Source organism: Marinobacter sp. C7 (genome assembly GCF_022343555.1).
In the GTDB taxonomy this organism is placed as follows: Bacteria; Pseudomonadota; Gammaproteobacteria; order Pseudomonadales; family Oleiphilaceae; genus Marinobacter.
Window position 1 is genome coordinate 195,611 of record NZ_JAKQZH010000002.1, and the last position, 23,714, is coordinate 219,324.

At 61.6% G+C, this 23,714-nt stretch carries 19 protein-coding genes and 1 riboswitch; of the genes, 8 read left to right on the forward strand and 11 right to left on the reverse strand.

Annotated features, from left to right (window positions below):
• The first annotated feature begins 31 nt into the window (after nucleotides 1-31).
• The gene (locus tag MD273_RS10860) at nucleotides 32-2,617 is read left to right on the forward strand and encodes an EAL domain-containing protein (protein ID WP_239037816.1); all 2,586 of its coding nucleotides are present in this window, start codon (nucleotides 32-34) and stop codon (nucleotides 2,615-2,617) included.
• 18 nt (nucleotides 2,618-2,635) lie between these two features.
• Here MD273_RS10860 and MD273_RS10865 read toward each other — a convergent pair whose 3' ends face one another.
• Both MD273_RS10865 and MD273_RS10870 read right to left on the reverse strand, forming a co-directional pair.
• On the reverse strand, nucleotides 2,636-3,694 hold the full coding sequence (locus tag MD273_RS10865; protein ID WP_239037817.1) for a ribonucleotide-diphosphate reductase subunit beta: 1,059 nt from the start codon (nucleotides 3,692-3,694) through the stop codon (nucleotides 2,636-2,638).
• Between the two features lie 30 nt (nucleotides 3,695-3,724).
• Nucleotides 3,725-6,487, reverse strand: a complete 2,763-nt coding sequence (locus MD273_RS10870; protein ID WP_239037818.1) for a ribonucleoside-diphosphate reductase subunit alpha — start codon at nucleotides 6,485-6,487, stop codon at nucleotides 3,725-3,727.
• Nucleotides 6,488-6,621: 134 nt separating this feature from the next.
• A riboswitch (cobalamin riboswitch) is annotated at nucleotides 6,622-6,841 on the reverse strand.
• Nucleotides 6,842-6,920: 79 nt separating this feature from the next.
• On the opposite strand from MD273_RS10870, the gene MD273_RS10875 reads away from it, so the two are divergent.
• Nucleotides 6,921-7,640, forward strand: a complete 720-nt coding sequence (locus MD273_RS10875; protein WP_239037819.1) for a DUF3047 domain-containing protein — start codon at nucleotides 6,921-6,923, stop codon at nucleotides 7,638-7,640.
• A 17-nt stretch (nucleotides 7,641-7,657) separates the two neighbouring features.
• Here the strand turns inward: MD273_RS10875 and MD273_RS10880 are convergent, their stop codons facing one another.
• From MD273_RS10880 to MD273_RS10905, 6 genes are all read right to left on the reverse strand, one after another.
• Nucleotides 7,658-8,494: a substrate-binding periplasmic protein gene (locus tag MD273_RS10880; RefSeq protein WP_239037820.1), complete on the reverse strand. Its 837-nt coding sequence runs from the start codon at nucleotides 8,492-8,494 to the stop codon at nucleotides 7,658-7,660.
• 88 nt (nucleotides 8,495-8,582) lie between these two features.
• A complete protein-coding gene (gene nhaB / locus MD273_RS10885; RefSeq protein WP_239037821.1) occupies nucleotides 8,583-10,088 on the reverse strand; it encodes a sodium/proton antiporter NhaB in 1,506 nt (501 codons plus the stop codon).
• A gap of 262 nt (nucleotides 10,089-10,350) precedes the next feature.
• Nucleotides 10,351-11,532 (reverse strand): acyl-CoA dehydrogenase, encoded by a 1,182-nt coding sequence (locus tag MD273_RS10890; RefSeq protein WP_239037822.1) that lies wholly within the window; start codon nucleotides 11,530-11,532, stop codon nucleotides 10,351-10,353.
• Between the two features lie 43 nt (nucleotides 11,533-11,575).
• Entirely contained in the window at nucleotides 11,576-12,730 is a 1,155-nt protein-coding gene (locus tag MD273_RS10895) for an acyl-CoA dehydrogenase family protein (protein ID WP_239037823.1), read from the reverse strand.
• A 9-nt stretch (nucleotides 12,731-12,739) separates the two neighbouring features.
• The gene (locus MD273_RS10900; protein ID WP_239037824.1) at nucleotides 12,740-13,936 is read right to left on the reverse strand and encodes an acyl-CoA dehydrogenase family protein; all 1,197 of its coding nucleotides are present in this window, start codon (nucleotides 13,934-13,936) and stop codon (nucleotides 12,740-12,742) included.
• A gap of 23 nt (nucleotides 13,937-13,959) precedes the next feature.
• Nucleotides 13,960-14,736, reverse strand: coding sequence for an enoyl-CoA hydratase (locus MD273_RS10905; RefSeq protein WP_239037825.1), 777 nt, complete (start codon nucleotides 14,734-14,736; stop codon nucleotides 13,960-13,962).
• A gap of 215 nt (nucleotides 14,737-14,951) precedes the next feature.
• Here MD273_RS10905 and MD273_RS10910 point away from each other — a divergent pair, with 215 nt between their 5' ends.
• From MD273_RS10910 to MD273_RS10930, 5 genes are read left to right on the forward strand one after another with little or no spacing between them, the layout of a single operon-like run.
• Nucleotides 14,952-16,616, forward strand: a complete 1,665-nt coding sequence (locus MD273_RS10910) for an AMP-binding protein (RefSeq protein ID WP_239037826.1) — start codon at nucleotides 14,952-14,954, stop codon at nucleotides 16,614-16,616.
• A 33-nt stretch (nucleotides 16,617-16,649) separates the two neighbouring features.
• Nucleotides 16,650-17,417, forward strand: a complete 768-nt coding sequence (locus tag MD273_RS10915; RefSeq protein ID WP_239037827.1) for an SDR family NAD(P)-dependent oxidoreductase — start codon at nucleotides 16,650-16,652, stop codon at nucleotides 17,415-17,417.
• A gap of 32 nt (nucleotides 17,418-17,449) precedes the next feature.
• Nucleotides 17,450-18,232, forward strand: a complete 783-nt coding sequence (locus MD273_RS10920) for an enoyl-CoA hydratase-related protein (RefSeq protein WP_239037828.1) — start codon at nucleotides 17,450-17,452, stop codon at nucleotides 18,230-18,232.
• A 57-nt stretch (nucleotides 18,233-18,289) separates the two neighbouring features.
• Entirely contained in the window at nucleotides 18,290-19,429 is a 1,140-nt protein-coding gene (aliB, locus tag MD273_RS10925) for a cyclohexanecarboxyl-CoA dehydrogenase (protein ID WP_239037829.1), read from the forward strand.
• An 8-nt stretch (nucleotides 19,430-19,437) separates the two neighbouring features.
• Complete coding sequence (locus MD273_RS10930; protein ID WP_239037830.1) at nucleotides 19,438-20,010, forward strand: MarR family winged helix-turn-helix transcriptional regulator; 573 nt, start codon at nucleotides 19,438-19,440, stop codon at nucleotides 20,008-20,010.
• Nucleotides 20,011-20,026: 16 nt separating this feature from the next.
• On the opposite strand, the gene MD273_RS10935 is transcribed toward MD273_RS10930, so the two are convergent.
• Genes MD273_RS10935 through MD273_RS10945 form a run of 3 tightly spaced genes read right to left on the reverse strand, consistent with a single transcriptional unit; the run spans nucleotide 20,027 to nucleotide 22,460 of the window.
• Nucleotides 20,027-20,983, reverse strand: a complete 957-nt coding sequence (locus tag MD273_RS10935; protein WP_239037831.1) for a 5-oxoprolinase subunit C family protein — start codon at nucleotides 20,981-20,983, stop codon at nucleotides 20,027-20,029.
• Entirely contained in the window at nucleotides 20,980-21,708 is a 729-nt protein-coding gene (pxpB, locus tag MD273_RS10940) for a 5-oxoprolinase subunit PxpB (protein ID WP_239037832.1), read from the reverse strand. The genes MD273_RS10935 and pxpB overlap by 4 nt, the downstream gene beginning before the upstream one ends.
• Nucleotides 21,705-22,460: a 5-oxoprolinase subunit PxpA gene (locus tag MD273_RS10945; RefSeq protein ID WP_239037833.1), complete on the reverse strand. Its 756-nt coding sequence runs from the start codon at nucleotides 22,458-22,460 to the stop codon at nucleotides 21,705-21,707. Before MD273_RS10945 ends, pxpB begins: the two co-directional genes overlap by 4 nt.
• A gap of 302 nt (nucleotides 22,461-22,762) precedes the next feature.
• On the opposite strand from MD273_RS10945, the gene MD273_RS10950 reads away from it, so the two are divergent.
• Nucleotides 22,763-23,710: a p-hydroxyphenylacetate 3-hydroxylase reductase component gene (locus tag MD273_RS10950; protein WP_239037834.1), complete on the forward strand. Its 948-nt coding sequence runs from the start codon at nucleotides 22,763-22,765 to the stop codon at nucleotides 23,708-23,710.
• Nucleotides 23,711-23,714 lie beyond the last annotated feature (4 nt).

Here is a 23,714-nt window from a genome sequence, read left to right on the forward strand (position 1 = left end):
GCCGTATGGCCGAGAGCGGGGTTAGCTGTCCGTGAATCTACACCATTCGTTGCGAATCCTGGTCGGGCTCTGGTTGACGTGTCTTTGCTGCACGGCCCTGGCCGCCCCCAATCCGATCGAGATTACCCCGGATTCTCCGATTCCGGCCCGGTTCCAATACTGGGAGGACCCTGCGGGTGAGGCCGGCATCGATCACGTGCGTGCACTCCCCGACGACCACTGGGAGCGGATTGCCGAGGGCAGCACGACCTTCGGCATCACCGACTCGGCCTACTGGATACGGTTTGCCGTACATAACCGGTCACGGGAACACCTCAACCTGATCGCCGAACTCGGCTACTCCCAGCTCGACGACGTGGTGTTCCACGTCTTTTCCGGAGATGACCTGCGCCGCCAGCTCAAGACCGGCGATGCCCGCCCGTTCTATCCCCGCGATGTGGACCACCCGAACATGCTGCTGCGCCTCACGCTGGCACCGGATGAACGTGACACAGTGTACGTGCGGGTACAGACCGCCGGCTCGATGATCCTGCCGTTACACCTGTGGCGTGAGCACAACTTCTTCGAGGCCGCCGCCAACGAACAGAAGCTGCATTTCTTCTACTACGGGGCCCTGACCGTCATCATCCTCATCAACCTGGCGGTGTTCCTGACCCTACGGGAGAAGCTGTACCTGTTCTATGCCCTGGCGATTTTCGGTTACCTGCTGTTCTTCGCCTCCATCAAGGGCTTCAGCTTCCAGCATTTCTATCCACAGGCACCGGGGTTCCACGCCCGGGCACTGCTGGTGTCCATGCCCATCCTGGCGCTGTTCTCGGTGCTGTTCTGCCGGGAGTTTCTGCGAGTGAAGTCCCACAGCCCGCGGCTGGACAAGGCACTGATCGCCATGGGGGCATTCGAGGTGTTGAACTTCGTGGCCGCGCTGATGCTCAGCTATAACGCCGCCGTCCTGCTCTCGGCGTTTTCCGCCCTGATCTTCTTCTCCCTGCTGCTGGTGGCCGGCCCCATCACCTGGTCGGCCGGTCTCCGGGCGGGCGCCTTCTTTACGGTGGCCTGGACACCACTGACCATTGGGGTCTTTGCCACGGCCGGGCGCTCCCTCGGTTTTCTGCCGGTCAATTTCTGGACCGAGTACGCCATGCAGATCGGCTCCGGCCTGGAGGCCTTCATTCTCACGCTGGCGCTGGCCGATCGCCTGTACCGGGAGCGCGAGCAGAAAATCCGTGCCCAGGCCGACAGCCTGCGCGAAGCCCAGGCCCGCAGCGAGGCCAGGGATCAACTCACCGAGGCGCTGACCCACGATCCGGTGACCGGTCTGCCCAACCGCAACCGGTTCGAATGGATGGTGGATCAACAGCTGAAGAAGAATCCGGACGGCCGCTATATGGTCGGGGTCGCGCGGATAACCCGACTCGATGAAATCAACCGGACCCTCGGCCTGAACCGGAGCGAACGCCTGCTCAAACGCACGGCCGATCAGATGGAGCAACTGGCCGGCGGACTGCCGATTGTCCAGAGCATCGTCGATGATCATGGCCGGGAGGAGCGGGTGTACCAGTTGTCCGGGGACACCTTCGGCCTGCTGATCGACGCCGGCAGGGCCGGCGGTGACTTCAAGGCCCTGGACCAGGCCCTGAAAGTGCTGGCGGAGCCCGTGCCTCTGGACCAGCTGGCGATCGATCTGCACCCCCGGTTCGGGGCCGCCAGTTACCCCGAACACGGGGATTCAGCCGCCCTGCTCATCCGCAATGCCCACGTGGGCATGGAGATCACGCCCCATGGCCAGCATGAGACCGGGCTCTATTCCCGGAAATACGACATCTACAGCGAGAGCCGTCTCACCCTCATGGCGGAGCTGCGGGACGCGCTGCGCAAAGACCGGACCCAGATCTTCTACCAGCCCAAGGAACACCTCGCCAGCGGCCGGATTGTCGGGGTGGAGGCGCTGATCCGCTGGCGTCACCGCGAGCTGGGCTGGATCAGTCCCGCGGAGTTCATCACCCTGGCGGAGGAAACCGGGGTGATCAGTCAGCTCACCGAATGGATGGTCAACCAGGCTACCCGGGATCTGAAGACGCTGCGCACACAGTGCCCGGACCTGAAGCTCTCGCTCAACATCTCCGCCCGGGACCTGTCCTCAAAAGGCCTGCCGGAGGTGTTCCGGTCTGCGCTTGAACGCCACGCCCTTGAGCCCCACGCCGTGACGGTGGAGCTTACCGAGACCGCAGCCATGGAGGACCCGGTCGAGGGTCTCAGGGCACTGGAAGCCCTGGCCGCGACCGGGCTCACCATCTCCATCGATGACTTTGGCAGTGGCTATTCGTCGTTGTCTTACCTCAAGCAGCTACCCGCCACCGAACTCAAGCTGGACCGTTCCCTGGTCCACGACGTGACCACCAGCGAAAGTGCCGACGTGATCGTGGCAACCTCGATCCAGATGGCCAAAAGCCTGGGCTACCAGGTGGTGGGCGAAGGCGTGGAAGACGCCACCACCGCCCGGCGCCTCAACGCCATGGGATGCGACCTGCTGCAGGGCTACTGGCTGTGCACTCCCAAGCCACTGCCGGAACTCCAGCACTGGCTGGCGGCGCGGTCGGAAACCGCGCCCGGGGAGTAAGCGACCTCTGCGCCGACGCTACCACTCCAGCTGAGCCCCGGTCTGATACTCGATGACCCGGGTCTCGAAGAAGTTCTTCTCCTTGCGCAGGGTCGCCTGCTCATCCAGCCACGGCGAGACGTTCTGTGCGCCGGGGAAAGGCTCCTCCAGCCCCACAGTGCGGGCCCGGCGGTTGGCCACGAAACGGAACTGTTCGCTGTGGTACTCGGCGGAGTAGCCGAGGATCGGGTCGCGCAGGATGTAGTTGGCGTAGGCGGTTTCCGCCGCCTCGGACTCGTCCCACATCTCGCGCACAGCTTTCGGGTCCAGGGTGATGTTTTCCTCCTCGAGGATCTGGTTCACCACCTTCAGCCCGAAGGAGAAATGCATGGCTTCGTCCCGCAGGATGTACTGCAGCTGCTCGCCGGTACCGCGCATCAGGCCCCGGCGCTGCAGGGCGAAGATGGGGCTGAAGCCGTTGTAGAACCAGGCGCCCTCGAACACCGCCGCGAAAAACAGGTAGGACATGACGAACTCGTGCAGGTCGTCGGCGTTACGCAGGTTCATGTCCGGGCGCATGGCGGCGTCGAGCCGCCGGTTGGCCATTTTGATCTTGCCGTGGATTTCCGGCACCACCCGGTAGCGGTTGTAGATCTCGCTCTGGTCCAGGTTCAGGGTCTCAATGCAGTGCTGGTAGGCCCAGGTGTGCATGGACTCCTCGTACACCTGCCGGGCCTGGTAGATCTGCAGTTCCGGCGCACTCATCTTTTCCATCACCGCCAGGCCGATGTTGCGCATGGCCAGGATGTCGGAGGTGGTGAGGTACGCCAGCACGTTCTCGTACACGTGTTTTTCCGCCGGGTTCAGGCGGTGGTGGTAGTCGTGGACGTCCTGGGCCATGTTCACGTCCAGCGGGGTCCAGTGGTTCTTGTTGGCGTTCATGAAGTACTCCCAGGCCCAGGGGTACTTGAACGGCGCCAGTTGGTTGATGTCGGTCTCGCCGTTGATCACCCGCTTGTCGTCCACATTCACGGGTGCCGGGCCGCCGGTGGCGGCCGTTCCGGAGTCGGTTTTCGGTTCGTCGTCCCAGTCCAGCATGGTTATGCCTCCCAAAGATAAAGTAAGTGGTTACTGACAGGCTTCACAGTCGGGATCATCGATAGAACACACCTGTGGTTGCGGCGCGGCGACCGGGGCGGTTTTCTCGGCGCCGGTGGCCCCCAGGGAACGCAGGTAGTAGGTGGTCTTGAGCCCCCGCTCCCAGGCCAGCTGGTACAGGGCATCAAGCTTCCGGCCGCTGGGTTCGGCCATGTACAGGTTCAGGCTCTGGGCCTGGTCGAGCCATTTCTGGCGCCGCGCGGCCGCTTCCACCAGCCACCGGGCATCGATTTCGAAGGCGGTGGCGTAGCGGGCTTTCAGTTCCGCCGGGATGCGGTCGATCTGCTGCACCGAGCCGTCGAAATACTTGAGGTCGTTGACCATGACGTTGTCCCACAGGCCTTCGGCCTTGAGATCGCGCACCAGGGAGGGATTCACGACCGTGAACTCGCCGGAGAGGTTCGATTTGACGAACAGGTTCTGGTACGCCGGTTCGATGGACTGGGACACGCCGACGATGTTGGAGATGGTGGCCGTCGGCGCAATGGCCATGACATTACTGTTGCGCATGCCGTTCCTGGCAATCAGCTCGCGTACCGGGGCCCAGTCCAGACGTGTGTCGGTGTTGAGGCTCAGATCTCCTTCCCGACGGTTGTCCTGCAACAGCTTGATGGAATCGATCGGCAGGATGCCCTGATGCCACAGCGAGCCCTCGTAGGTCTCGTAGGCACCGCGCTCGCCCGCCAGGGTGGCAGAGGCGCGGATGGCAAAATAGCTGAGCTGCTCCATGGCAACATCGGCGAACTCCACCGCTTCCGGGCTGGAGTACGGCAGGCCCAGCTGGTAGAGGGCATCCTGGAAGCCCATCAGGCCCAGGCCCACGGGGCGGTGCCTGAGGTTGGAATTGCGGGCCTGGGGCACGGCGTAGTAGTTGATGTCGATGACGTTATCGAGCATGCGCACGGCGGTGGTGACGGTCCGCTCCAGGCGCTGGACATCCAGCTCGCCGGCGACAATGTGGGCCGCCAGGTTCACCGAACCCAGGTTGCATACCGCAATCTCATCCTCGCGGGTGTTCAGGGTGATCTCGGTGCACAGGTTGGAGCTGTGAACCACGCCCTGGTGCTGCTGGGGCGAACGCAGGTTGCAGGGGTCCTTGAAGGTGATCCAGGGATGGCCGGTCTCGAACAGCACGGTCAGCATCTTGCGCCACAGCTGTTTGGCCGGAATTTTCTTCGCCAGCTTGATCCTGCCTTGCTCCGCCAGCGCTTCGTAATGCTCGTAGCGCTCCCGGAAGGCGTTGCCGTACAGGTCGTGCAGATCCGGTACGTCGCTGGGGGAGAACAGGGTCCAGTCCCGGTCCTCACGCATGCGTTCGATCAGCAGGTCCGGCACCCAGTTGGCGGTGTTCATGTCGTGGGTGCGGCGGCGCTCGTCACCGGTGTTCTTGCGCAGCTCCAGGAATTCCTCGATGTCCAGGTGCCAGCTTTCCAGGTAGGCACAGACCGCGCCCTTGCGCTTGCCACCCTGGTTTACCGCGACGGCGGTGTCGTTCACCACTTTCAGGAACGGCACCACACCCTGGCTCTGGCCATTGGTGCCCTTGATGTGGGAGCCCAGCGCCCGCACCGGCGTCCAGTCGTTGCCCAGGCCGCCGGCCCACTTGGAGAGCATGGCGTTGTCGCGGATGGCGCCGTAGATGCTCTCAAGATCGTCCTGCACGGTGGTCAGGTAGCAGGAGGACAGCTGGGAATGTCGGGTGCCGGAGTTGAACAGGGTCGGCGTGCTGGCCATGTAGTCGAAGCTGGAGAGCAGCTCGTAGAACTCGATGGCCCGGGCGTTGGGGTCGTCTTCCCGCAGGGCCAGGCCCATGGCCACGCGCATGAAAAACACCTGGGGCAGTTCCAGCCGGGCCTTGTCCCAGTGCAGGAAATAGCGGTCGTACAGGGTCTGCAGGCCGAGGAAGCCGAACTGGTGATCGCGCTCGGGTTTCAGGGCCTCGCCTAGGCGATCCAGATCAAACGCGGCCAGCGCTTCGTCCAGCAGTTCGTAACGAATTCCGGCGTGGATGAACGCACTCAGGGCCTGTGGATAAACCTCCGCCAGGGGCTGATTCCGGGGCAGGTCCAGGGCCTCGGCAGCCTCGAGGCGCAGCTGCTCCAGCAGCAGGCGGGCGGTGACGGCGCTGTAGTCCGGCTCCTGCTCGATCCGGCTGCGGGCGGTCATGACCAGCGCGGAGAGCACTTCGGTCTCTTCGATGCCGTCGTACAGGTTGCGCAGGGCGTCGTCTACCAGGGATTGGCCGTCAATGCCCTCGAGGCCGGTGGCGGCCTGTTCCACCTGCAGCTTCATCAGGCCCAGGTCCAGCGGGGCGATGCTGCCGTCCGCCTTTTTCACGGTCAGATGCGGGTGCGCCTCCATGGGCTCTTCAACCGCGCGCTTGCGGGCATGCTCTTCCCGGTACAGCACGTAGGCCCGGGCCACTTTCTGTTCCTCGGCCCGCATCAGGGCCAGCTCCACCTGGTCCTGGATGTCTTCGATATGGACCTTGCCACCGGCTTTCAGGCGGCGGCTGATGGCCTGGATTACCTGTTCGGTCACCCGGTGAACGGCGTCGTTGATACGGGCGGAGCCGGCAGCCTTGTCGCCTTCCACGGCAAGGAAAGCCTTGGTCACGGCGACACTGATTTTGGCCGGATTGAATCCGACCAGGGTGCCGTTGCGTTTAATCACCTGAAGGGATTCGGTATCGGTGGAAGCCGCCGATGGTTCGGCGAAGGCGGTGGCAGTCATGGTGCTCTCCTGAAGTCGCGTTGGTTCCATTTCACCTTCGCGAATGCAGGGGCACACTTTGCCTGGAGGACAGGCAACGGGGACCGGTCTGCTCACCCTGAGTCGCGAAGGTGCAGTCCAGAAACCGGTGTTTGCCGGCTTCTGATCCCTGGCAGGTCTTCGGACTCAGGGGCGTGGATCATCTGATCCGGCCTTGCGTGGCGACTTCCCGGCGGCTGCCAGTGTCATCGTGCCACGCTCGTTCCCCAATACCGCTGCGCGTCAGTTCCGGACTCTCACCGGATTCCCGACTACCGGAGGTGATCAGAGAATGATCACAACATCTGGTAGTTGACCAAGGATTCAGACACTATATACACGTAAAGGAATCGGGACAAGGCACTTTTCCGACAACGCCCTGTCTTCGTTGATACGCCATGAAAAGGGGATTGCCATGAACGATCGCTGGTACTGGCTGGCCGGCATCACACTGTCTGCGGCGTTGACCGCTCAGGTCCTGGCCAGTGACAACCCGCTGCCGCATTTCTCCCGGATCCAGTCGCTGGACGAAGGCTGGGAACCATTGCAGTTCCCCAAGATCAAGCAACACACCCGGTATGAACTCGTAACGGAGGATGGCCAACAGGTGGTCAGGGCGACCACGAACGGAGGCGCCTCGGGTCTCATTACCCGACTCAAGCTCGAGCCCGGCGGCAGTCTGAACCTGACCTGGGAATGGAAAGTATCCAATGTATTCGAGGGTGGCAACGCCCGGGAGAAGTCCGGCGACGACTACCCTGCCCGGATCTACGTCGCCTTTGAATTCCAGCCGGAGCGGGCCGGCTTCTTCGAACGCGCCAAACGCAAGGCGGTGGAGGTGTTGTTCGGCGAGACACTGCCCGGTAATGCCCTGAATTACATCTGGGCCAACCGGTTGCCCGAGGGTGAGTTCGTGGCCAATCCCTACACGGACAAGACCATGATGGTGGCAGTTGCCTCCGGCACCGATCGGGTTGGACAGTGGGTGCGGGTGGAGCGTGACATTGTGGCGGACTATCGCCAGGCCTTCGGCGAGCCACCACCACCGATCGTCGGCATCGCCATCATGTCCGATTCGGATAACACCGGTGAGCAGGCCACCGCCTGGTACCGGGACCTCACGCTCACGCCCTGACCGGATCGGCGGTCAGGTCAGCGATAGGCTTCCGGGAAACCGGGAATGACATAGCTCCCGCTGTCGCGCGGCAGTGCCTGCAACTCGCCCCGCTGGACCAGCCGCAGGTAGGCATCATCGAACTCTTCCCGAAGAATCGCAGCCCGCGGGTTGGCCAGGGAGAACAGCCAGGCCGCGGTTCGGGAGCGAACTTCCGTTTCCCGGACCACGTTGTCAGAGGGTTGAGTGAGGATTTCCCGGACCGGCGCACGGTAATCCAGCACGTAGTCGCCCCGCTGGCGTTTGAGCATATCGATGGCCGCCCGATGATTCGGAGCCTCGGTGACGACGATCTGGTCAGACTCGCGCAGCCATTCGATCAGCCCGGCGTAGGTGTAGCCCCCGATCACGATCACGGTCTTGCCGTTGAGATCGTCGAAATGGTTCAGGGGCGGGTTGCCGTCCAGGTACCAGGCGCTGAGCTGCACGGTCATCGGCTGCGCCCAGCTTTCCAGGACTTCGCCTTCCAGCTGGGGAATGTCGGTCAGGCCCGGCCAGGCATCGACCGTGCCATTTTTCAGGTACAGATAGATCCGGCTGATCGGCAGGAACAGGAATTCAGGCTGGTAACCGGCCTCTTCCACAACCTTGCGGGTCATGTCGATGATCAGGCCGGAGGCTTCGCCGGAATCATTATGATGGGCAATGGGCGGGAATTCGTTGTAGGCGATCCGGAGCACCCGGCCTGGATCAGGATCCCCGGCCCACGCCGACGAGGCGGCGTTGGCCAGCAGCACCAAGGCCACCCAGACATAAAATCGGACCGGTAACCGAACGTCTCCGTCTCCGGAAAACAACCTCGCGTGACGAATCATGATCTCCAGTTCTGCAGCTTTGCCTTCCGGTTAGATTACCAGAACTTTCGGCGTCTGCACTGACCACCGGCTCACTTCGAGCAACGTGTCAGATATGGAACACCACGAAGTACAGGCCGATCCCACCCATCACGAGGGTGTACGGCAGCGCCATCCATACCATCCGACCGTAGGAGAGCCGAACCAACGGAGCAATCGCGGAAGTCAGCAGGAACAGGAAGGCGGCCTGCCCGTTCGGGGTGGCCACACTGGGCAGGTTGGTGCCGGTGTTGATGGCCACGGCCAGGTCCTGGAAGTGCGCGACACTGATGGCGCCGGCATCCAGGGCCTGCTTGACCTCACTGATGTAGACCGTAGCCACGAACACGTTGTCGCTGATCATGGAGAGCAAACCGTTGGCCAGGAAGAACATCCCCGGCTGTTCGCTTTGCGGCAGCGAAAGTACGTAGTCGATGATCGGTTTGAACAGGTGCTGCTCGTGGATGACGGCAACCACGGCAAAAAACACGACCAGCAGCGAGGTGAACGGCAGGGACTCCTGAAAGGCCTTGCCGATCTGGTGCTCATCGGTGATGCCGGTAAAGGAGGTGACCAGGATAATCACCAGCAGGCCGATCAGCCCCACCTCCGCGAGGTGCAAAGCCAGACCAACGACCAGGACGGCCGCGGCAAAAGCCTGTACCCAGAGCGCGGCCTGATCGGCCTTGGTGCGCTTTTTACGCTCGTTATCGGCAAACTCTTCCAGCACCCGGCGAACCGGCTTGGGCAGGCGGCCACCGTAGCCAAACCAGCGCAGTTTCTCCAGAGCCCAGCAGGTAGCCAGGCCACCTGCCAGCACCGGCAGGGTGACCGGTGCCATGCTCAGGAAAAAGCTGGAAAAATCCCAGCCCACCACCTTGGCGATCAGCAGATTCTGGGGCTCCCCGACCATGGTGGTCACGCCACCCAGCGCGGTGCCCACGGCGCCGTGCATCAGCAGGCTGCGCAGAAATGCCCGGAAGTTCTCGAGGTCTTCCCGGTGCAGTTCGATCACCTCATCGTCACTGTTGGCGTTGTGATCGGAGTGGTGGTATCCCTTGCCGGAGGCCACCTTGTGATAAACGGAATAAAAACCCACGGCCACGGAAATGATGACAGCGGTGACGGTTAGGGCGTCCAGGAACGCCGACAGCACCGCCGCGGCAACGCAGAACAGCATGGACAACGCCGATTTTGACCGGACCCCCACCAGAATCTGGGTGAAGGTGACCAGCAGCAGTTCCTTCATGAAGTAGATGCCCGCCACCATGAACATGAGCAGCAGGATCACCGGGAAGTTGGTGAGCACTTCCAGATACACCGCATCCGGCGTCGTCAGCCCGATCAACAGGGCCTCCACCGCCAGCAACCCGCCCGGCAACAAGGGATAGCATTTCAGCGCCATGGCCAGGGTGAAAATGAACTCGCCGATCAGCAGCCAGCCCGCTACACCCGGCCCAAGCACGTACATCACAATCGGGTTGGCAATCAGGAACAGCAGAATGACCTGTTTGTACCAGACAGGCGCCTTGCCAAGGAAATTGTGGGTAAAGCCGGAAAAAACAGTCGTGGGCATTGCAGAAATCTTCTGAAAAACGGGTTATTGGAATTATGTGGCGGCAAGCCCGAATGTTCCTTGATATTTATGCACCGGGGTATGCTCCAAAGGTACATTTAACGACCGCATTTGGTCTTAATAACAACAAGAAAGGCTGAGGGTGCTCGCCGACCTCAAAAATTTTCGTAATATTACTAAATAGTGCCGGATTGGGCGACCGCATTTTAACCGATTTACGGCCAAATGCGGTCGCTTTCTGAAAAAATGATAAAAAAACGGGTCAGAAGAAGGCCTGGATGCCCGTCTGGGCTCGGCCCAGAATCAGCGCATGCACGTCGTGGGTCCCCTCGTAGGTGTTCACCACTTCGAGGTTCACCAGATGGCGCGCCACACCGAACTCATCACTGATGCCGTTGCCACCGAGCATGTCCCGGGCCAACCGGGCAATGTCCAGGGCCTTGCCACAGGAATTCCGCTTCATGATGGAGGTGATTTCCACCGCCGCCGTGCCTTCGTCCTTCATGCGCCCGAGGCGCAGGCACCCCTGCAGAGCCAGGGTAATGTCGGTCTGCATGTCCGCCAGCTTCTTCTGGATCAGCTGGTTGGCCGCCAGCGGCCGACCGAACTGCTTGCGATCCAGCACATACTGGCGGGCGGTGTGCCAGCAGTCCTCAGCGGCGCCAAGGGCACCCCAGGAAATGCCATAACGGGCCGAGTTTAGGCAGGTGAACGGGCCCTTCAGCCCCCGCACGTCCGGGAAAGCGTTTTCTTCCGGCACAAACACACCGTCCATCACAATCTCGCCAGTGATCGAGGCTCGCAGGCCGACCTTGCCATGGATCGCCGGCGCACTCAGGCCTTCCCAACCCTTCTCGAGCACAAAGCCGCGGATCGCGCCGTCGTCGTCCTTGGCCCAGACCACGAACACGTCGGCGATCGGGCTGTTGGTGATCCACATCTTGCTGCCGGTCAGGCGGTAACCGCCGTCCACCTTCCGGGCACGGGTCGCCATGCTGCCGGGGTCGGAACCGTGATCCGGCTCGGTCAGGCCGAAGCAGCCGATCCACTCACCGGAAGCCAGTTTCGGCAGGTACTTCTGGCGGGTTTCCTCGTTGCCGAATTCGTAGATGGGCACCATCACCAGGGACGACTGCACACTCATCATGGACCGGTATCCGGAGTCCACGCGCTCCACTTCCCGGGCGATCAGGCCGTAACACACGTAGTTCAAGCCACTGCCGCCGTATTGCTCAGGAATGGTGCAGCCCAGCAGGCCGGTCTCACCCATTTCCCGGAAAATCGCCGGATCGGTCTGTTCGTTGCGGAAGGCTTCCAGCACCCGGGGCCGGAGCTTGCTCTCGGCAAACTGGCGGGCGCTGTCACGCACCATGCGCTCTTCTTCAGTCAGCTGCTGGTCCAGCAACAGGGGGTCTTCCCAGTTGAAACTTGCTTGGTTGGCCATGTTGGTTGTCTCCGTTTGTTGATCCTGTCTTGATGGCTGGCTGTCAGGCCACCTGCCGTGAAGCCTGCCGGGGTAATTCCAGCAGAGCCGAATACTGTCCGAGGTGGAAATCGTCATCCCCGAACTGGTGGGTGAGCATCACCAGACGCTTGGCGTGGTGTGCCAGTGAGTATTCCCAGGTCATGCCAATGCCCCCATGCAACTGTATGGATTGCTCTGCAATCAACTCTGACGCCCGGGCGACGACAAATTTGGCGGCTGCCAGCCGGCGGCTGCGCTCGCTCGAATCCGGGTCGTCTGCCACGCATGCCGCCAGAATGGTCATGGAGCGGGCCAGCTCCAGCTCTCCCCGCATTTCCGCCATCCGGTGCTGCAGGGCCTGGAAACGGCCAATCGGCGAGCCGAACTGCTGGCGGGTTTTCAGGTACTCCAGAGTCAGACGGAAGGCTTCTTCCATACTGCCCAGCGCCTCGGCGCACTGCGCCGCCAAAGCCCGGCCGCGCTGGTAGGCCAGAGCCGGCCCTGCCTTGCCCGCGGGGCCGATCAGAGCATCCGCCTCAACGTAGACGCCGGAGAGCTCCAGATCACAGGCCTTGGGGCCGTCAATGCAGGGGTAGCCGGTGCGAGAGACTCCCTCCGCTGCCGGGTCCAGCAAAAACAGGCTGACCCCGTCTCCGTCACTCATTCGGGCGGTTACCAGAATAGTGTGGGCAAGCTCGCCCCCGATAACCACTCGTTTGTGACCACTCAGACGCCAGCCCCGCTCACAGGGAACGGCGGTGCATTCGCTGGCCTCCGGATGGAAGTGGGTGCCCGCTTCTTCGTCCGCCACCGCCAGCAACTGTTCACCCGATGCCACCGACGGCAGGATTTGCTGCCGCTGCTCCAGGGAGCCAAGCTGCTGGATCAGGCCGGCCGCGTATACCTGTGAATGCAGGTAAGGTTCGAGGCACAGGCCACGCCCAAGTTCCTTCATCACCAGCATGTTCTCGACGCCGGTGCCGCCAAAACCTTCATAGTCCGTCGCAATCGGTACGGAGGTGATGCCGAGCTCCGACAACTGCCGCCAGAAATCGGGACTGTACCCCTGGGGACTCTGGTAAAAACCCTCTCTCTGCTCAAAGCCATAGGTGTTTCGGACCAGACGCTCAACGGTGTCCGCCAGCATCTGTTGCTCTTCATTCAATTCAAAATTCATGGCGCCCTCCTACAGCTCCAGAACCTGCTTGGCGATAATGTTCTTCTGAATTTCGTTGGACCCGCCGTAGATCGACAACTTACGCAGATTGAAATACTGGCTCGCCGGGGAAGCACTGTAATCCCGGTACAACGGCTCGCCCCCAAAATCCGGTTCCAGCTCGGGCTCCAGGAACGGCAGTGCATTGGGTCCGAGCGCCTTGCGCATCAAACCACTGATCGCCTGCCGGATCTCGGAGCCCTGGATCTTCAGCAACGAACTCTCGGCGCCCGGCACGCCGCCGTCGCGGGTGGCGGCCAGAATCCGCAGGGTGCTCATTTCCACCGCCATCAGGCGCATTTCCACCTCGGCAATACGGGCACGGAAAAGTGGGTCGTCAATCAGTGGCCGTCCGGCCACGGTCTCGGCGCTGGCAATGTCCTTCAGATGCGCCAGAGCCGCTTTGGAGAGTCCGATGCCGGCCTGACCGGTGCGTTCGTGAGTGAGCAGGTACTTGGCACAAGTCCAGCCCTTGTTCTCCTCGCCCACCAGGTTTTCCACCGGCACCCGGACATTGTCGAAGAACACTTCGTTGACCTCGTGTTCACCATCAAGGGTGATAATCGGACGCACGGTGATGCCAGGCGTATCCATGTCGATCAGCAGGAAGGAAATGCCCTCCTGCTTCTTGGCTGCAGGATCGGTGCGCACCAGGCAGAAAATGCGGTTGGCGTGCTGGCCCAGAGTGGTCCACGTCTTCTGGCCGTTAACCACATAAAAATCACCATCACGCTCGGCCCGGGTTTTCAGGGAAGCCAGGTCCGAACCGGCGCCGGGCTCGGAATAGCCCTGGCACCACCAGTCCTCACTGGACAGGATCCGGGGCAGGTAAAACTCCTTTTGCGCCGGGGTACCGAACCTGATGATCACCGGCGCCACCATGTTCACGCCAAAGGCCACCAATCGTGGCGCACCGGCCGCCGCGCATTCCTCGTCAAAGATGTGCTTCTGCACCACGGACCAGCCAGTGCCGCCATACTCCACCGGCCAGTTAACGGCATACCAGCCCTGCTTGTTGAGGATCTTCTGCCAGCGCTGGTGATCCTCTTTGGAGAGTCGGCGTCCCAGACGGACTTTCCCGGCAATATCAGCCGGCAGATTCTGTTCGAGAAAGGCCCGTACCTCACTGCGGAAAGCCAGCTCTTCGGGGGTGAAATGAATATCCATAATCGCTCCTGAGCTTTTAAAGGTTACCGGTGCTTCCACTCGGGCTGACGTTTTTCGAGAAAGGCGGTCATTCCCTCGTTGCGATCCTCGCTGGCAAAACTGGACCACAGCAGGCGGCGCTCGTATTCCACCCCGGCACGCAGGGTGGTCTCGAAGGCCTGGTTCACGGCCTCTTTGTTGATCATGGTGGCCATCTGCGAGTAACCGGCGATGTCATTTGCCACGGCCAGCGCCTCCTCCAGCAGCCGCTCCGCCGGCACGATCCGACTCACCAGGCCACTGCGGTCGGCTTCTTCCGCATCCATCATCCGCCCGGTCAGGCACAGGTCCATGGTCTTGGCCTTGCCAATGGCCCGGGCCAGGCGCTGGGTGCCCCCGGCCCCGGGCAGGGTGCCAATCTTCACCTCCGGCTGGCCGAAACGCGCGTTATCGGCCGCGATCAGCAGATCACACATCATCGCCAGCTCACAGCCGCCCCCCAGTGCCAGGCCGGCCACTGCCGCTATCACCGGCTTGCGGCAACGGCTCACGGTTTCCCAGTTCGCCGAGATGAAGCGCTCCCGGTAGGCCCGGGAGAAATCCAGGGCATGGACTTCGGAAATGTCCGCACCGGCAGCAAACGCCTTGTCATTGCCGGTGATGACGATGGCGCGGATGGCGTTATCCGCTTCGAGGGTTTCCAGAGCCGACGTCAGTTCGTTCATCAGTTCATTGTTCAGCGCGTTGTGCACCTTCGGCCGGTTGAGCCGGATGAGGGCCACGGCTTCATGCTTTTCAAGCAATATGTTGCTGTACTCCATAACCATCTCCACTAAGAGGCGATTTCTTATTCCTTTCTTATAAATGCTTCGATGTTGATGCCTCCGACTGAAAAAAGACTACACCCGAATATTTTTTAAGGCAACATGTTGACATATTATTTTGAGAAGGCGTATGTTGAAACTGACAAGGCAACGACCCGCTTTTTAGGTCAGACCTCCCAACAACAACAAACCGGACACAACAGGTGAATCAGATGGATACAGGCATCACTCTCAATCCGGAACGCCGTGCCGCCATGGTGGAAACCGGCGCATGGAACGATAAGCTCATTACCGACTACCTCGATCAGGCCGTGGCGAGTACCCCGGACCGGGAGGCCATCGTCGGCTACCAGGTCACCAACGATACCCGCACCGCCCTGACCTATCGGGAACTCAATGACAGGGTCACTCGCATGGCGGCGGGTCTGGCGGCCATGGGCATCGGGAAAGGCGATGTGGTGGCCTGCCAGCTGCCGAACTGGTGGCACACCACCGCTCTGCACCTGGCCTGCATGCGCATCGGCGCCATCCTCAACCCGCTGATGCCTATTTTCCGGGAGCGCGAACTGCGCTTCATGCTTGCCCACGGTGACGCCAAACTGCTGGTCATCCCCAAGGTCTTCCGCAACTTCGATTACGAAGCCATGGTCGATGGCATCCGCTCCGAACTGCCGAAACTGGAAACCCTGCTGGTGATCGGTGGTGAGGGCGAGCGCAGCTTTGAACACCGACTGCTGGAAACCCCCTGGGAAGAGAAACAGGACACCGCGGCGCTCTTCGCGGAGCGCAAACTGACCGCGGACGACGTCATCCAGATCCTCTACACCTCCGGCACCACCGGCGAACCCAAGGGGGTCATGCACACTTCCAACACGCTGTTCTCCAATGTGCGCCCCTATGCCGACCGTCTGCATCTGACTTCCGGCGACAAGATCCTAATGGCCTCGCCCCTGGCCCATCAGACCGGCTTTCTTTATGGCGTGATGATGCCGGTTTATCTCGGCACCACCGCGATCCTCCAGGACATCTGGGATGCCGACTATGTCTGCAAGGTGATCGCGGCCGAGAAGCCTGCTTTCACGATGGCCTCCACCCCGTTCCTGGCCGATCTGGTGAAAACCGCGCCCCGGCACGAGGGCGAACTCGACTCTTTGCGCATCTTCGTCTCGGCCGGTGCGCCTATTCCCACCGCCGTGGTCGAACAGGCGAGCAAGACCCTGAAAGCCAAAATCGTCTCCGCCTGGGGCATGACCGAAAACGGCGCCGTCACCATGACCTGCCCGGAAGATCCGGCCGAACGTGCCAGCCAGTCTGACGGCAAGGTCCTGCCCTGGATGGAAATCAAGGTCACCGACTTCAAGGGCAACGAACTGCCGGCCGGCGAAGAAGGCAACCTGCTGGTTCGGGGAGCGAGCCTGTTTGTCGGCTACCTCAAGCGCCCGGAACTCTATGGCGTCGATGAGGCCGGCTGGTTCAGCACCGGCGATCTGGCCCGCATGGACGAGAACGGTTACATCCGCATCACCGGCCGCACCAAGGACGTGGTCATCCGGGGCGGCGAGAACATTCCGGTCGTCGAGGTGGAGAACCTGCTCTACAAGTATCCGGGCATCGCCGATGTGGCCCTGGTGGGCTGTCCGGATGACCGATTGGGCGAGCGGGTCTGTGCCTACGTCACCCTTGACGAGAACGCTACCGATCTGACCCTGAATGACGTCAAGGATTACCTGATGGAACAGAAGCTTTCCAAGAGCTATCTGCCGGAATACCTGGAGGTCATCGAGGCCATGCCCCGTACCGCCTCCGGCAAGATCCAGAAATTCAAGCTGCGCGAGCAAGCCAAAGAGGTTCGCCTGGACCCGGCCAAACGCGGCTGATTCATTCATCAAAAACAACAGGAGACAAGCATCATGAGAGGCCTGAACGGAAAAACAGTCATCGTCACCGGTGGCGGTGGCGGCATCGGCCGCGCCGTATGCCAGCGCTTTGCCGAGGAAGGCAGCCTGGTGGCCGTCCTGGACCGTGACGAGAACGCGGCCCAGGCCACGGTAGACCTGATTACCGAAGCGGGCGGCAAGGCCAAAGGCTACGCCGCCGACATCACCGATTACGCCGCTATCACTGACACCGTGGCGGCCATCGAGAGCGATCTGGGAGTGCCCACGGTGCTGGTCAACAACGCCGGTTTCGACCGCTTCCTGCCGTTCCTGAAGACCGAGCCGAAACTCTGGGATCAGCTGATTGCGGTAAACCTCACCGGTGCCCTGAACATGCACCACGTGGTGTTGCCGAAGATGGTCGCCGCCGGTGGCGGCAAGGTCATCAACGTGGCCTCTGACGCAGCCCGTGTCGGCTCCTCCGGTGAATCCGTCTACGCCGCCTGCAAGGCAGGTCTGGTGGGCTTCAGCAAGACCGTGGCCCGGGAACTGGCCACCAAGAATGTGTGCCTGAACGTGGTCTGCCCCGGCCCCACCGACACTGCACTGCTCAAGGGCGTGGCAGAAACCGCTCCGAACCCGGAGAAGCTGCTGGAGGCCTTCCGCAACGCCGTGCCCATGAAGCGCCTGGCCCAGCCGGAGGACTACCCCGGCGTCATCGCCCTGCTCGCCAGTGACGATGCCAACTTCATCACCGGCCAGGTCATCAGTGTGTCCGGCGGCCTGACCATGGCCGGCTAAGCGACCCGTCATACGATTTAGGAGAACGCATCATGAATTACGAAGACATCCTGTACGAAGAGAACAACGGCGTTGCCACCATCACCATCAACCGGCCGGACCGTTACAACGCCTTCCGGGGCCAGACCTGTATGGAGCTGCTGGACGCCTTCAACCGCGCCGGCTGGAACAAGGACATCGGCGTCATCGTATTCACCGGTGCCGGTGACAAAGCGTTCTGCACCGGCGGTGACCAGGGCGCCCACGAGGGTCAGTACGACGGCCGCGGTCTGATCGGCCTGCCGGTGGAAGAGCTGCAGCGCACCATCCGCGAAGTGCCCAAACCGGTGATTGCCCGGGTCAACGGCTTCGCCATCGGCGGCGGTCATGTGCTGCATGTGATCTGTGACCTGAGCATCGCCTCGGAAACCGCCATCTTCGGCCAGGTCGGCCCCAAGGTCGGCTCGGTGGATCCCGGTTTCGGCACCGCCTACCTGGCGCGGGTCGTCGGTGAGAAGCGCGCCCGGGAAATCTGGTACCTGTGCCGCAAGTACAGCGCGCAACAGGCTCTGGAGTGGGGGCTGGTGAATGCCGTGGTCCCGCCCGAACAGCTGGACGAGGAAGTACAGAAATGGTGCGAGGAAATCCTGGAGAAGAGCCCCACCGCCCTGACCATCGCCAAGCGTTCCTTCAACGCCGACAGTGACAACATCGCCGGCATTGGCGCCCTGGGCATGCAGGCACTGAGCCTGTACTACGACACCGACGAGTCCAAGGAAGGCGTCAATGCCTTCAAGGAAAAGCGCAAGCCGGACTTCCGGAAATTCTACAAATAAGGGGATCCACCCGGTGGCCGCAGGCCACCGGGTCACAGACAACGCCCGGAGAACATCATGAATTTCGGATTCAATGAAGAACAGAACGCGATTCGCGAGGTTGTGGCCCGCTTCAGCGCCGAGGTGCTGGCTCCGGGCTATCGCAAGCGTGACCAGGAAGGGGTTATCGAAAAGGATGTCATCCGCCAGCTCGGCGAGATGGGGCTACTCGGTGGTGAGCTGCCCGAAGAGTTCGGTGGCAGCGGTATGGACTGCGTTACCAGCGGCCTGATCATCGAGGAAATATCCAAAGGAGATTTCAACGTCGGCTACATCCCGCTGCTAACTTCCCTTAACGGTCAGATTATCGCCAGCCATGCCGCCCCCGAACTGGCGAAAGAATGGCTGCACGGCATGACCACCGGCCAGAAGGTGGCCTGCATTGCCCTGACCGAGCCTCACGGAGGGTCTGACGCCGCCAACCTTCGCCTGAAAGCCGAGAAAAAGGGCGATGTGTACGTACTCAACGGTGAGAAAACCTCCATCTCCATGGCCGACCAGGCCGATGTGGCGGTGGTGTTTGCCCGCACCGGCACGGTGGAACAGCGTGCCTCCGGGATCAGCGCGTTCCTGGTGCCCATGAACACACCGGGCATCACCACCACCCGGTTCGAAGACAATGGCCAACGTGCCATCGGCCGCGGTTCGATCTTCTTCGATAACGTGGAAGTACCCGCGAGCCACATGATGGGGGAGGAAGGGAAAGGCTTCAAACAGATCATGCAGGGCTTTGACTACAGCCGCGCGTTGATCGGCCTGCAGTGCCTGGCGGTGGCCCAGCAATCCCTGGATGAGACCTGGCAGTGGCTGACCGAACGTACCGCCTTCGGCCAGAACCTGTCCGCCTTCCAGGGCCTGACCCATCCGCTGGCGGAATACCAGACCTACGTTCATGCCGCGCGCATGCAGTGCTACCATGCGCTTTGGCTGAAGGACAACAACCTCCCCCACAACGCCGAAGCCGCCATGAACAAGTGGTGGGGCCCCAAGCTCGCCTTTGATGTGGTGAAGCAGTGCCTGCTGGCCCATGGTCACACCGGCTGGGGCGAGGATCTGCCGTTTGCCCAGCGGCTGCGGGATGTCCTTGGCCTGCAGATTGGAGACGGTACCGCGCAGATCATGAAGAACATCATCGCGCGGGAGTACCTTCCCAGGTGATGCGCCCCATGTCCTCCGCGATTCGGGGTGCCGGTGACAGCCTGCCCTGGCCTGAAAGCCAGGGCGGCAATACAGGAGCACAGATGATCGTCAAAGAATCCGGAGGCGTACCCAACCGGCTGTTTTTCCGACTGTTCCAGACCGGGAACGTCCTGCAGCGCCAGGTCCAGAACGAAATGGGCATCAGCGCGGTGCAATGGGCGGTGCTGGGTGCATTGTCGCGGGAGGGGTTCGAGGAAGGCACCTCGTTCAACCAGCTCAAGGAGTACCTGTTCGTCAGCCGCCAGAACCTGGACGGCGTCCTCAAGCGCATGGAGCGGGACGGCCACGTGGTCCGTATTCCCCATCCCCAGGACCGGCGGGCAAGGCTGGTGGTGCTGACCGACTCCGGCCGGCAATTCTGGAACCGGCTGCAGGACACCATCACCGAGTTCTATCGCCAGGCCTTGCAGAGCATGAGCTTTGACGATGGCGTCAGCCTGCTGCACCTGCTAAAGAAACTCCAGCAGGACCTGTCCAGCGTATCTCTTACCTCGGAAACGGAGGGCAGCGTTCAAGAGGGAGCAAACCCCGCAGACTGACGCTTTGGGGGCTCTCTCACCCTGCCCTGAACAGCGCCAGAAAATTCCGGTACTCCCGAAGCACAGGCCCACTCCCCCGCGCCACCAAACGAACCTCCTGCCCTGGCAGGCACTGGGCGAGCCGGGATGCGGACAACGGAGATAAGGCACCAAGCCGTGGGTAACCGCCGATGGTCTGGCGGTCATTCAGCAGTGCAATGGGCTGGCCATCCGGCGGTACCTGGACACCGCCGAGGTTGATGCCTTCGGAGACCAGGGAACCGATCCGGCATTGCAACTTCGGGCCCAGCAGACGCACGCCCATGCGGTCTGCCCGGTCGTCCACCCGCCACCAGGTATTGAAGGCATCGTAGAGGCTGCGGCCGGTGAACTCCCCGATCTGGGCACCGGGCAACAGCTCCAGAACCGGCGCCTTTCGGAAATCCTGCCGGGCCTGGTCCGGTGCCTCGGTCATTCCCTCTGCCGGTTTCCTTTCGGGGGAATGGATCGCCAGCTGGTCACCGTCCGCCAGCTTGCTGCCCCAACCGTCGAAGCCACCCAGCTGTTCTCGACCAACACAGGCCACGCTGCCCATCACGGGTTCGGCGGCAAAACCGCCCCGAACCGAGAGGTAAGTGCGCAGTCCACTCTCCGGCGTAGCAAAGGCCAGTTTCTGCCCTTCCTTCCAGGTGATCCGTTGCCACAGGGGTACCGGTTGCCCGTCGAGGGTGGCGCCGAGGTCGGCGCCGGCGATGGCGATCTCCAGATCCCGTTCCGCGATCAGCTGCAGCCCGCCAAAGGTGATTTCCAGGCAAGCCGAACCCCAGGAATTGCCCGCCAGGTAATTGGCCCAGGCCCAGGAATATGAATCCGCCGGACCGCCCTGGGTCACGCCCAGATGGCGGACGCCGAAACGACCCCGGTCCTGCAGCAGTGCCAGCGGCCCGGCCCGCTGGACCCGGATGGCGGTTTGAGTGCCTGGTTGCTGTGTCATCCCGCCGCCTCCATGGGGGTGGGATCGCCGCCCTGGCGTTCGAATTCCTCACGGCTGACAGAGACAAAGCGCACTTCATCCCCTACTCTCAGCAGGCTGAAACCCTCCCGCTCGCGGTCGAACAGACGGGCACTGGTGCGGCCGAGCAGGTTCCAGCCGCCCGGAGTGACTGTCGGATAAGCGGCTGTCTGGCGCGCGGCAATAGCGACACTGCCCACCGGCACCTTCTGGCGGGGTGTATCGAGCCGGGGGCACTCCAGCCGGGGGTCGGTCAGGCCCATGAAGGCAAAGCCGGGCGCAAAGCCCAGGGCGAACACGCGGTAGGTTTTACCACTATGGCAGTCGATGACTTCCTCCACCGTCATACCGGTGTGCTCCGCAACCCGTTCCAGGTCCGGCCCGACACTGGGGTCGTAGAAGGTCGGAAGTTCGTGAACCTGGCCGGTCCCGATTGCCTCCTCCGGCTCCAGGTCGGTCAGTACACGGGCGATGATTTCTCGTGCTTCGGACGGAGACAGGCGGACAGGATCGAAAATCACCATCAGTGTGGTGTAGGAAGGCACCAGATCGACCAGGGCCTCGCCAAACGCCGACTCGCAGTGGCGGGCCAGCGCAGTAATCCAGGCCAGATTCGCCTCGTCGATTTCCTCGAACAGCCGGACCATCCAGCCGTCGAGACCGGCGGATTCAAGCCGGGGCAAGGCATCGGCGAGACTGCCGCTCATGCCCGGTTGCCCAGCGCCAGGATGGCTTCGCGGATCGACTGGATCGCCGCGATGGATTCGTTGTTGTCACCGTGTACGCACAGGGTATCGGCGTTCAACACGATCTCACTCCCGTCAATGGCGGTCAGCGGCTCGCCCCTGGCGATCCGAACGGCCTGTTCGAGGATCGTGTCAGGATCCTCATGCACCGCGCCAGGCGTTCGACGGGACACCAGACGACCCTCCCCGTCATAGGCTCGGTCGGCGAAGGCTTCGAACCAGAGGGCGACGCCGTAGCGACCGGCAATGTCCTGCGCCATGGAGGTGTCACAGGAGGCCATGGTCATCAGTGGCAGGCTGCCATCGAAATCCTTGATCGCCTTGACCACAGCCTCAAACAGGCCGGGATCCTTGATCATGTCGTTGTAGAGGGCGCCGTGGGGTTTCACGTAGTGGATCCGCGTGCCCTCGGCCTGGCAAATCCCGGACAGCGCTCCGATCTGGTACAGCACCAGGTCTTCCACTTCGTCCGGCGAACAGGCGATGGAGCGGCGGCCAAAACCGACCAGGTCCGGATAGGACGGATGCGCCCCCACCTTCACGCCGTGCTGGTTCGCCAACCGCACCGTGCGGCGGATCACGTGTGGATCGGAGGCGTGGAAGCCACAGGCCACATTGGCCAGATCAACATGGGGCATAACGTGCTCGTCCATGCCCATGACCCAGGGGCCGAAACTCTCGCCCATGTCGGCGTTGATGGTCAGTCTGCTCATGGTATGCCCCCCCACGATCGTCCTGGAACAAACGGTGTTATCTACAGGATACCGGATTCAGACGGCTACAGGACAACACTGAATAGATAGCACAGTCAGGCGAGTTAGACCGTTTAGCATCCTCGCCCAAACTCCATCTGGACCCGCCTTAAAGCTCAACAAAAAAGCCCTTTCAAGTTATCCCGCCGGCATCCGCGAAGAATCTTGTTAGCATCTGAAAGGAGTACAAAAAGTACAGCTCACGGGTGGTGAACGGGGATGTGTCCATCGACTACACCAGCCCTCTGATAACGGAGAGTTCTATGACTTCTGCCAACACTGATTTCGACACCCGCGCCTTCCGGCGCGCTCTGGGTAACTTCGCCACGGGCATAACCGTCGTCACCGCCACCGCACCTGATGGCCGAAAGGCGGGGGTGACTGCCAACAGCTTTAATTCCGTCTCCATGGATCCACCGCTTATCCTCTGGAGTATCGATAAGCGCTCCTCTGCCCTGGATATTTTCAAGGCCTCAAGCCATTTTGCGGTGAACATTCTGGCGTCCGATCAATCCGATCTGTCCAACAACTTCGCCAAGCCGCAAGACGACAAATACGCGAATGTTGAACATCTCGACGGTTTGGGCAATGCGCCCATTTTTGAAGGTGTATCCGGATACTTTGAATGCGAGACATACGAGTTCGTCGAAGGCGGTGACCACTGGATTATCATCGGTAAGGTGGCGAATTTCATGGATGCAGGCAAACCACCCCTGGTTTACCACCAGGGAGCCTATTCGATGGTGATTCCTCATCCGCGCTTCCAGAAATCTTCCGATCCCGAAGCCGAAAGCCAGAGCGCCTGCATGCTAAGCAGCCCTCTGGGCGACAACCTGTTCTATCTCATGATCCAGGCGGTTAACGCGTCCCACAACAACTTTGTGAAACAACAACTCAATGCGGGCATGCGTAATTCCGAGTCCCGGTTGCTCCTCGTACTCGACAGTGCCGGCTCCCAAACGACAACCGCCGAGCTCCAACGCGCGGTGGCAATGCCTGCCCGGGAGATTGAGGAAGCCATGCATAACCTGAAGAACAAAGGTCTGCTCAAAGGAGATCTTCACCAGCATGAGCTGACGGGTGCGGGTCACGAGAAATTAAAAGAGCTCTGGGACATCGTACGGTCGGAGCAGGAGCGGGTGTTTGCAAACCTCAACGATTCGGAACTGGAAATCTTCAAAAAAGCTCTGAGGATGGCGGTCTCTGCCTGACTTC

Coding starts and splice junctions, on each gene's coding strand:
- MD273_RS10920 (WP_239037828.1), top strand. CDS start 17,450: ATGAATTACGAAGACATCCTGTACGAAGAGAACAACGGCGTTGCCACC.
- MD273_RS10915 (WP_239037827.1), top strand. CDS start 16,650: ATGAGAGGCCTGAACGGAAAAACAGTCATCGTCACCGGTGGCGGTGGC.
- MD273_RS10900 (WP_239037824.1), bottom strand. CDS start 13,936: ATGGATATTCATTTCACCCCCGAAGAGCTGGCTTTCCGCAGTGAGGTA.
- MD273_RS10875 (WP_239037819.1), top strand. CDS start 6,921: ATGAACGATCGCTGGTACTGGCTGGCCGGCATCACACTGTCTGCGGCG.
- nhaB (WP_239037821.1), bottom strand. CDS start 10,088: ATGCCCACGACTGTTTTTTCCGGCTTTACCCACAATTTCCTTGGCAAG.
- MD273_RS10865 (WP_239037817.1), bottom strand. CDS start 3,694: ATGCTGGACTGGGACGACGAACCGAAAACCGACTCCGGAACGGCCGCC.
- MD273_RS10950 (WP_239037834.1), top strand. CDS start 22,763: ATGACTTCTGCCAACACTGATTTCGACACCCGCGCCTTCCGGCGCGCT.
- MD273_RS10890 (WP_239037822.1), bottom strand. CDS start 11,532: ATGGCCAACCAAGCAAGTTTCAACTGGGAAGACCCCCTGTTGCTGGAC.
- MD273_RS10905 (WP_239037825.1), bottom strand. CDS start 14,736: ATGGAGTACAGCAACATATTGCTTGAAAAGCATGAAGCCGTGGCCCTC.
- MD273_RS10880 (WP_239037820.1), bottom strand. CDS start 8,494: ATGATTCGTCACGCGAGGTTGTTTTCCGGAGACGGAGACGTTCGGTTA.
- pxpB (WP_239037832.1), bottom strand. CDS start 21,708: ATGAGCGGCAGTCTCGCCGATGCCTTGCCCCGGCTTGAATCCGCCGGT.
- MD273_RS10910 (WP_239037826.1), top strand. CDS start 14,952: ATGGATACAGGCATCACTCTCAATCCGGAACGCCGTGCCGCCATGGTG.
- MD273_RS10945 (WP_239037833.1), bottom strand. CDS start 22,460: ATGAGCAGACTGACCATCAACGCCGACATGGGCGAGAGTTTCGGCCCC.
- MD273_RS10870 (WP_239037818.1), bottom strand. CDS start 6,487: ATGACTGCCACCGCCTTCGCCGAACCATCGGCGGCTTCCACCGATACC.
- MD273_RS10935 (WP_239037831.1), bottom strand. CDS start 20,983: ATGACACAGCAACCAGGCACTCAAACCGCCATCCGGGTCCAGCGGGCC.
- aliB (WP_239037829.1), top strand. CDS start 18,290: ATGAATTTCGGATTCAATGAAGAACAGAACGCGATTCGCGAGGTTGTG.
- MD273_RS10895 (WP_239037823.1), bottom strand. CDS start 12,730: ATGAATTTTGAATTGAATGAAGAGCAACAGATGCTGGCGGACACCGTT.
- MD273_RS10930 (WP_239037830.1), top strand. CDS start 19,438: ATGTCCTCCGCGATTCGGGGTGCCGGTGACAGCCTGCCCTGGCCTGAA.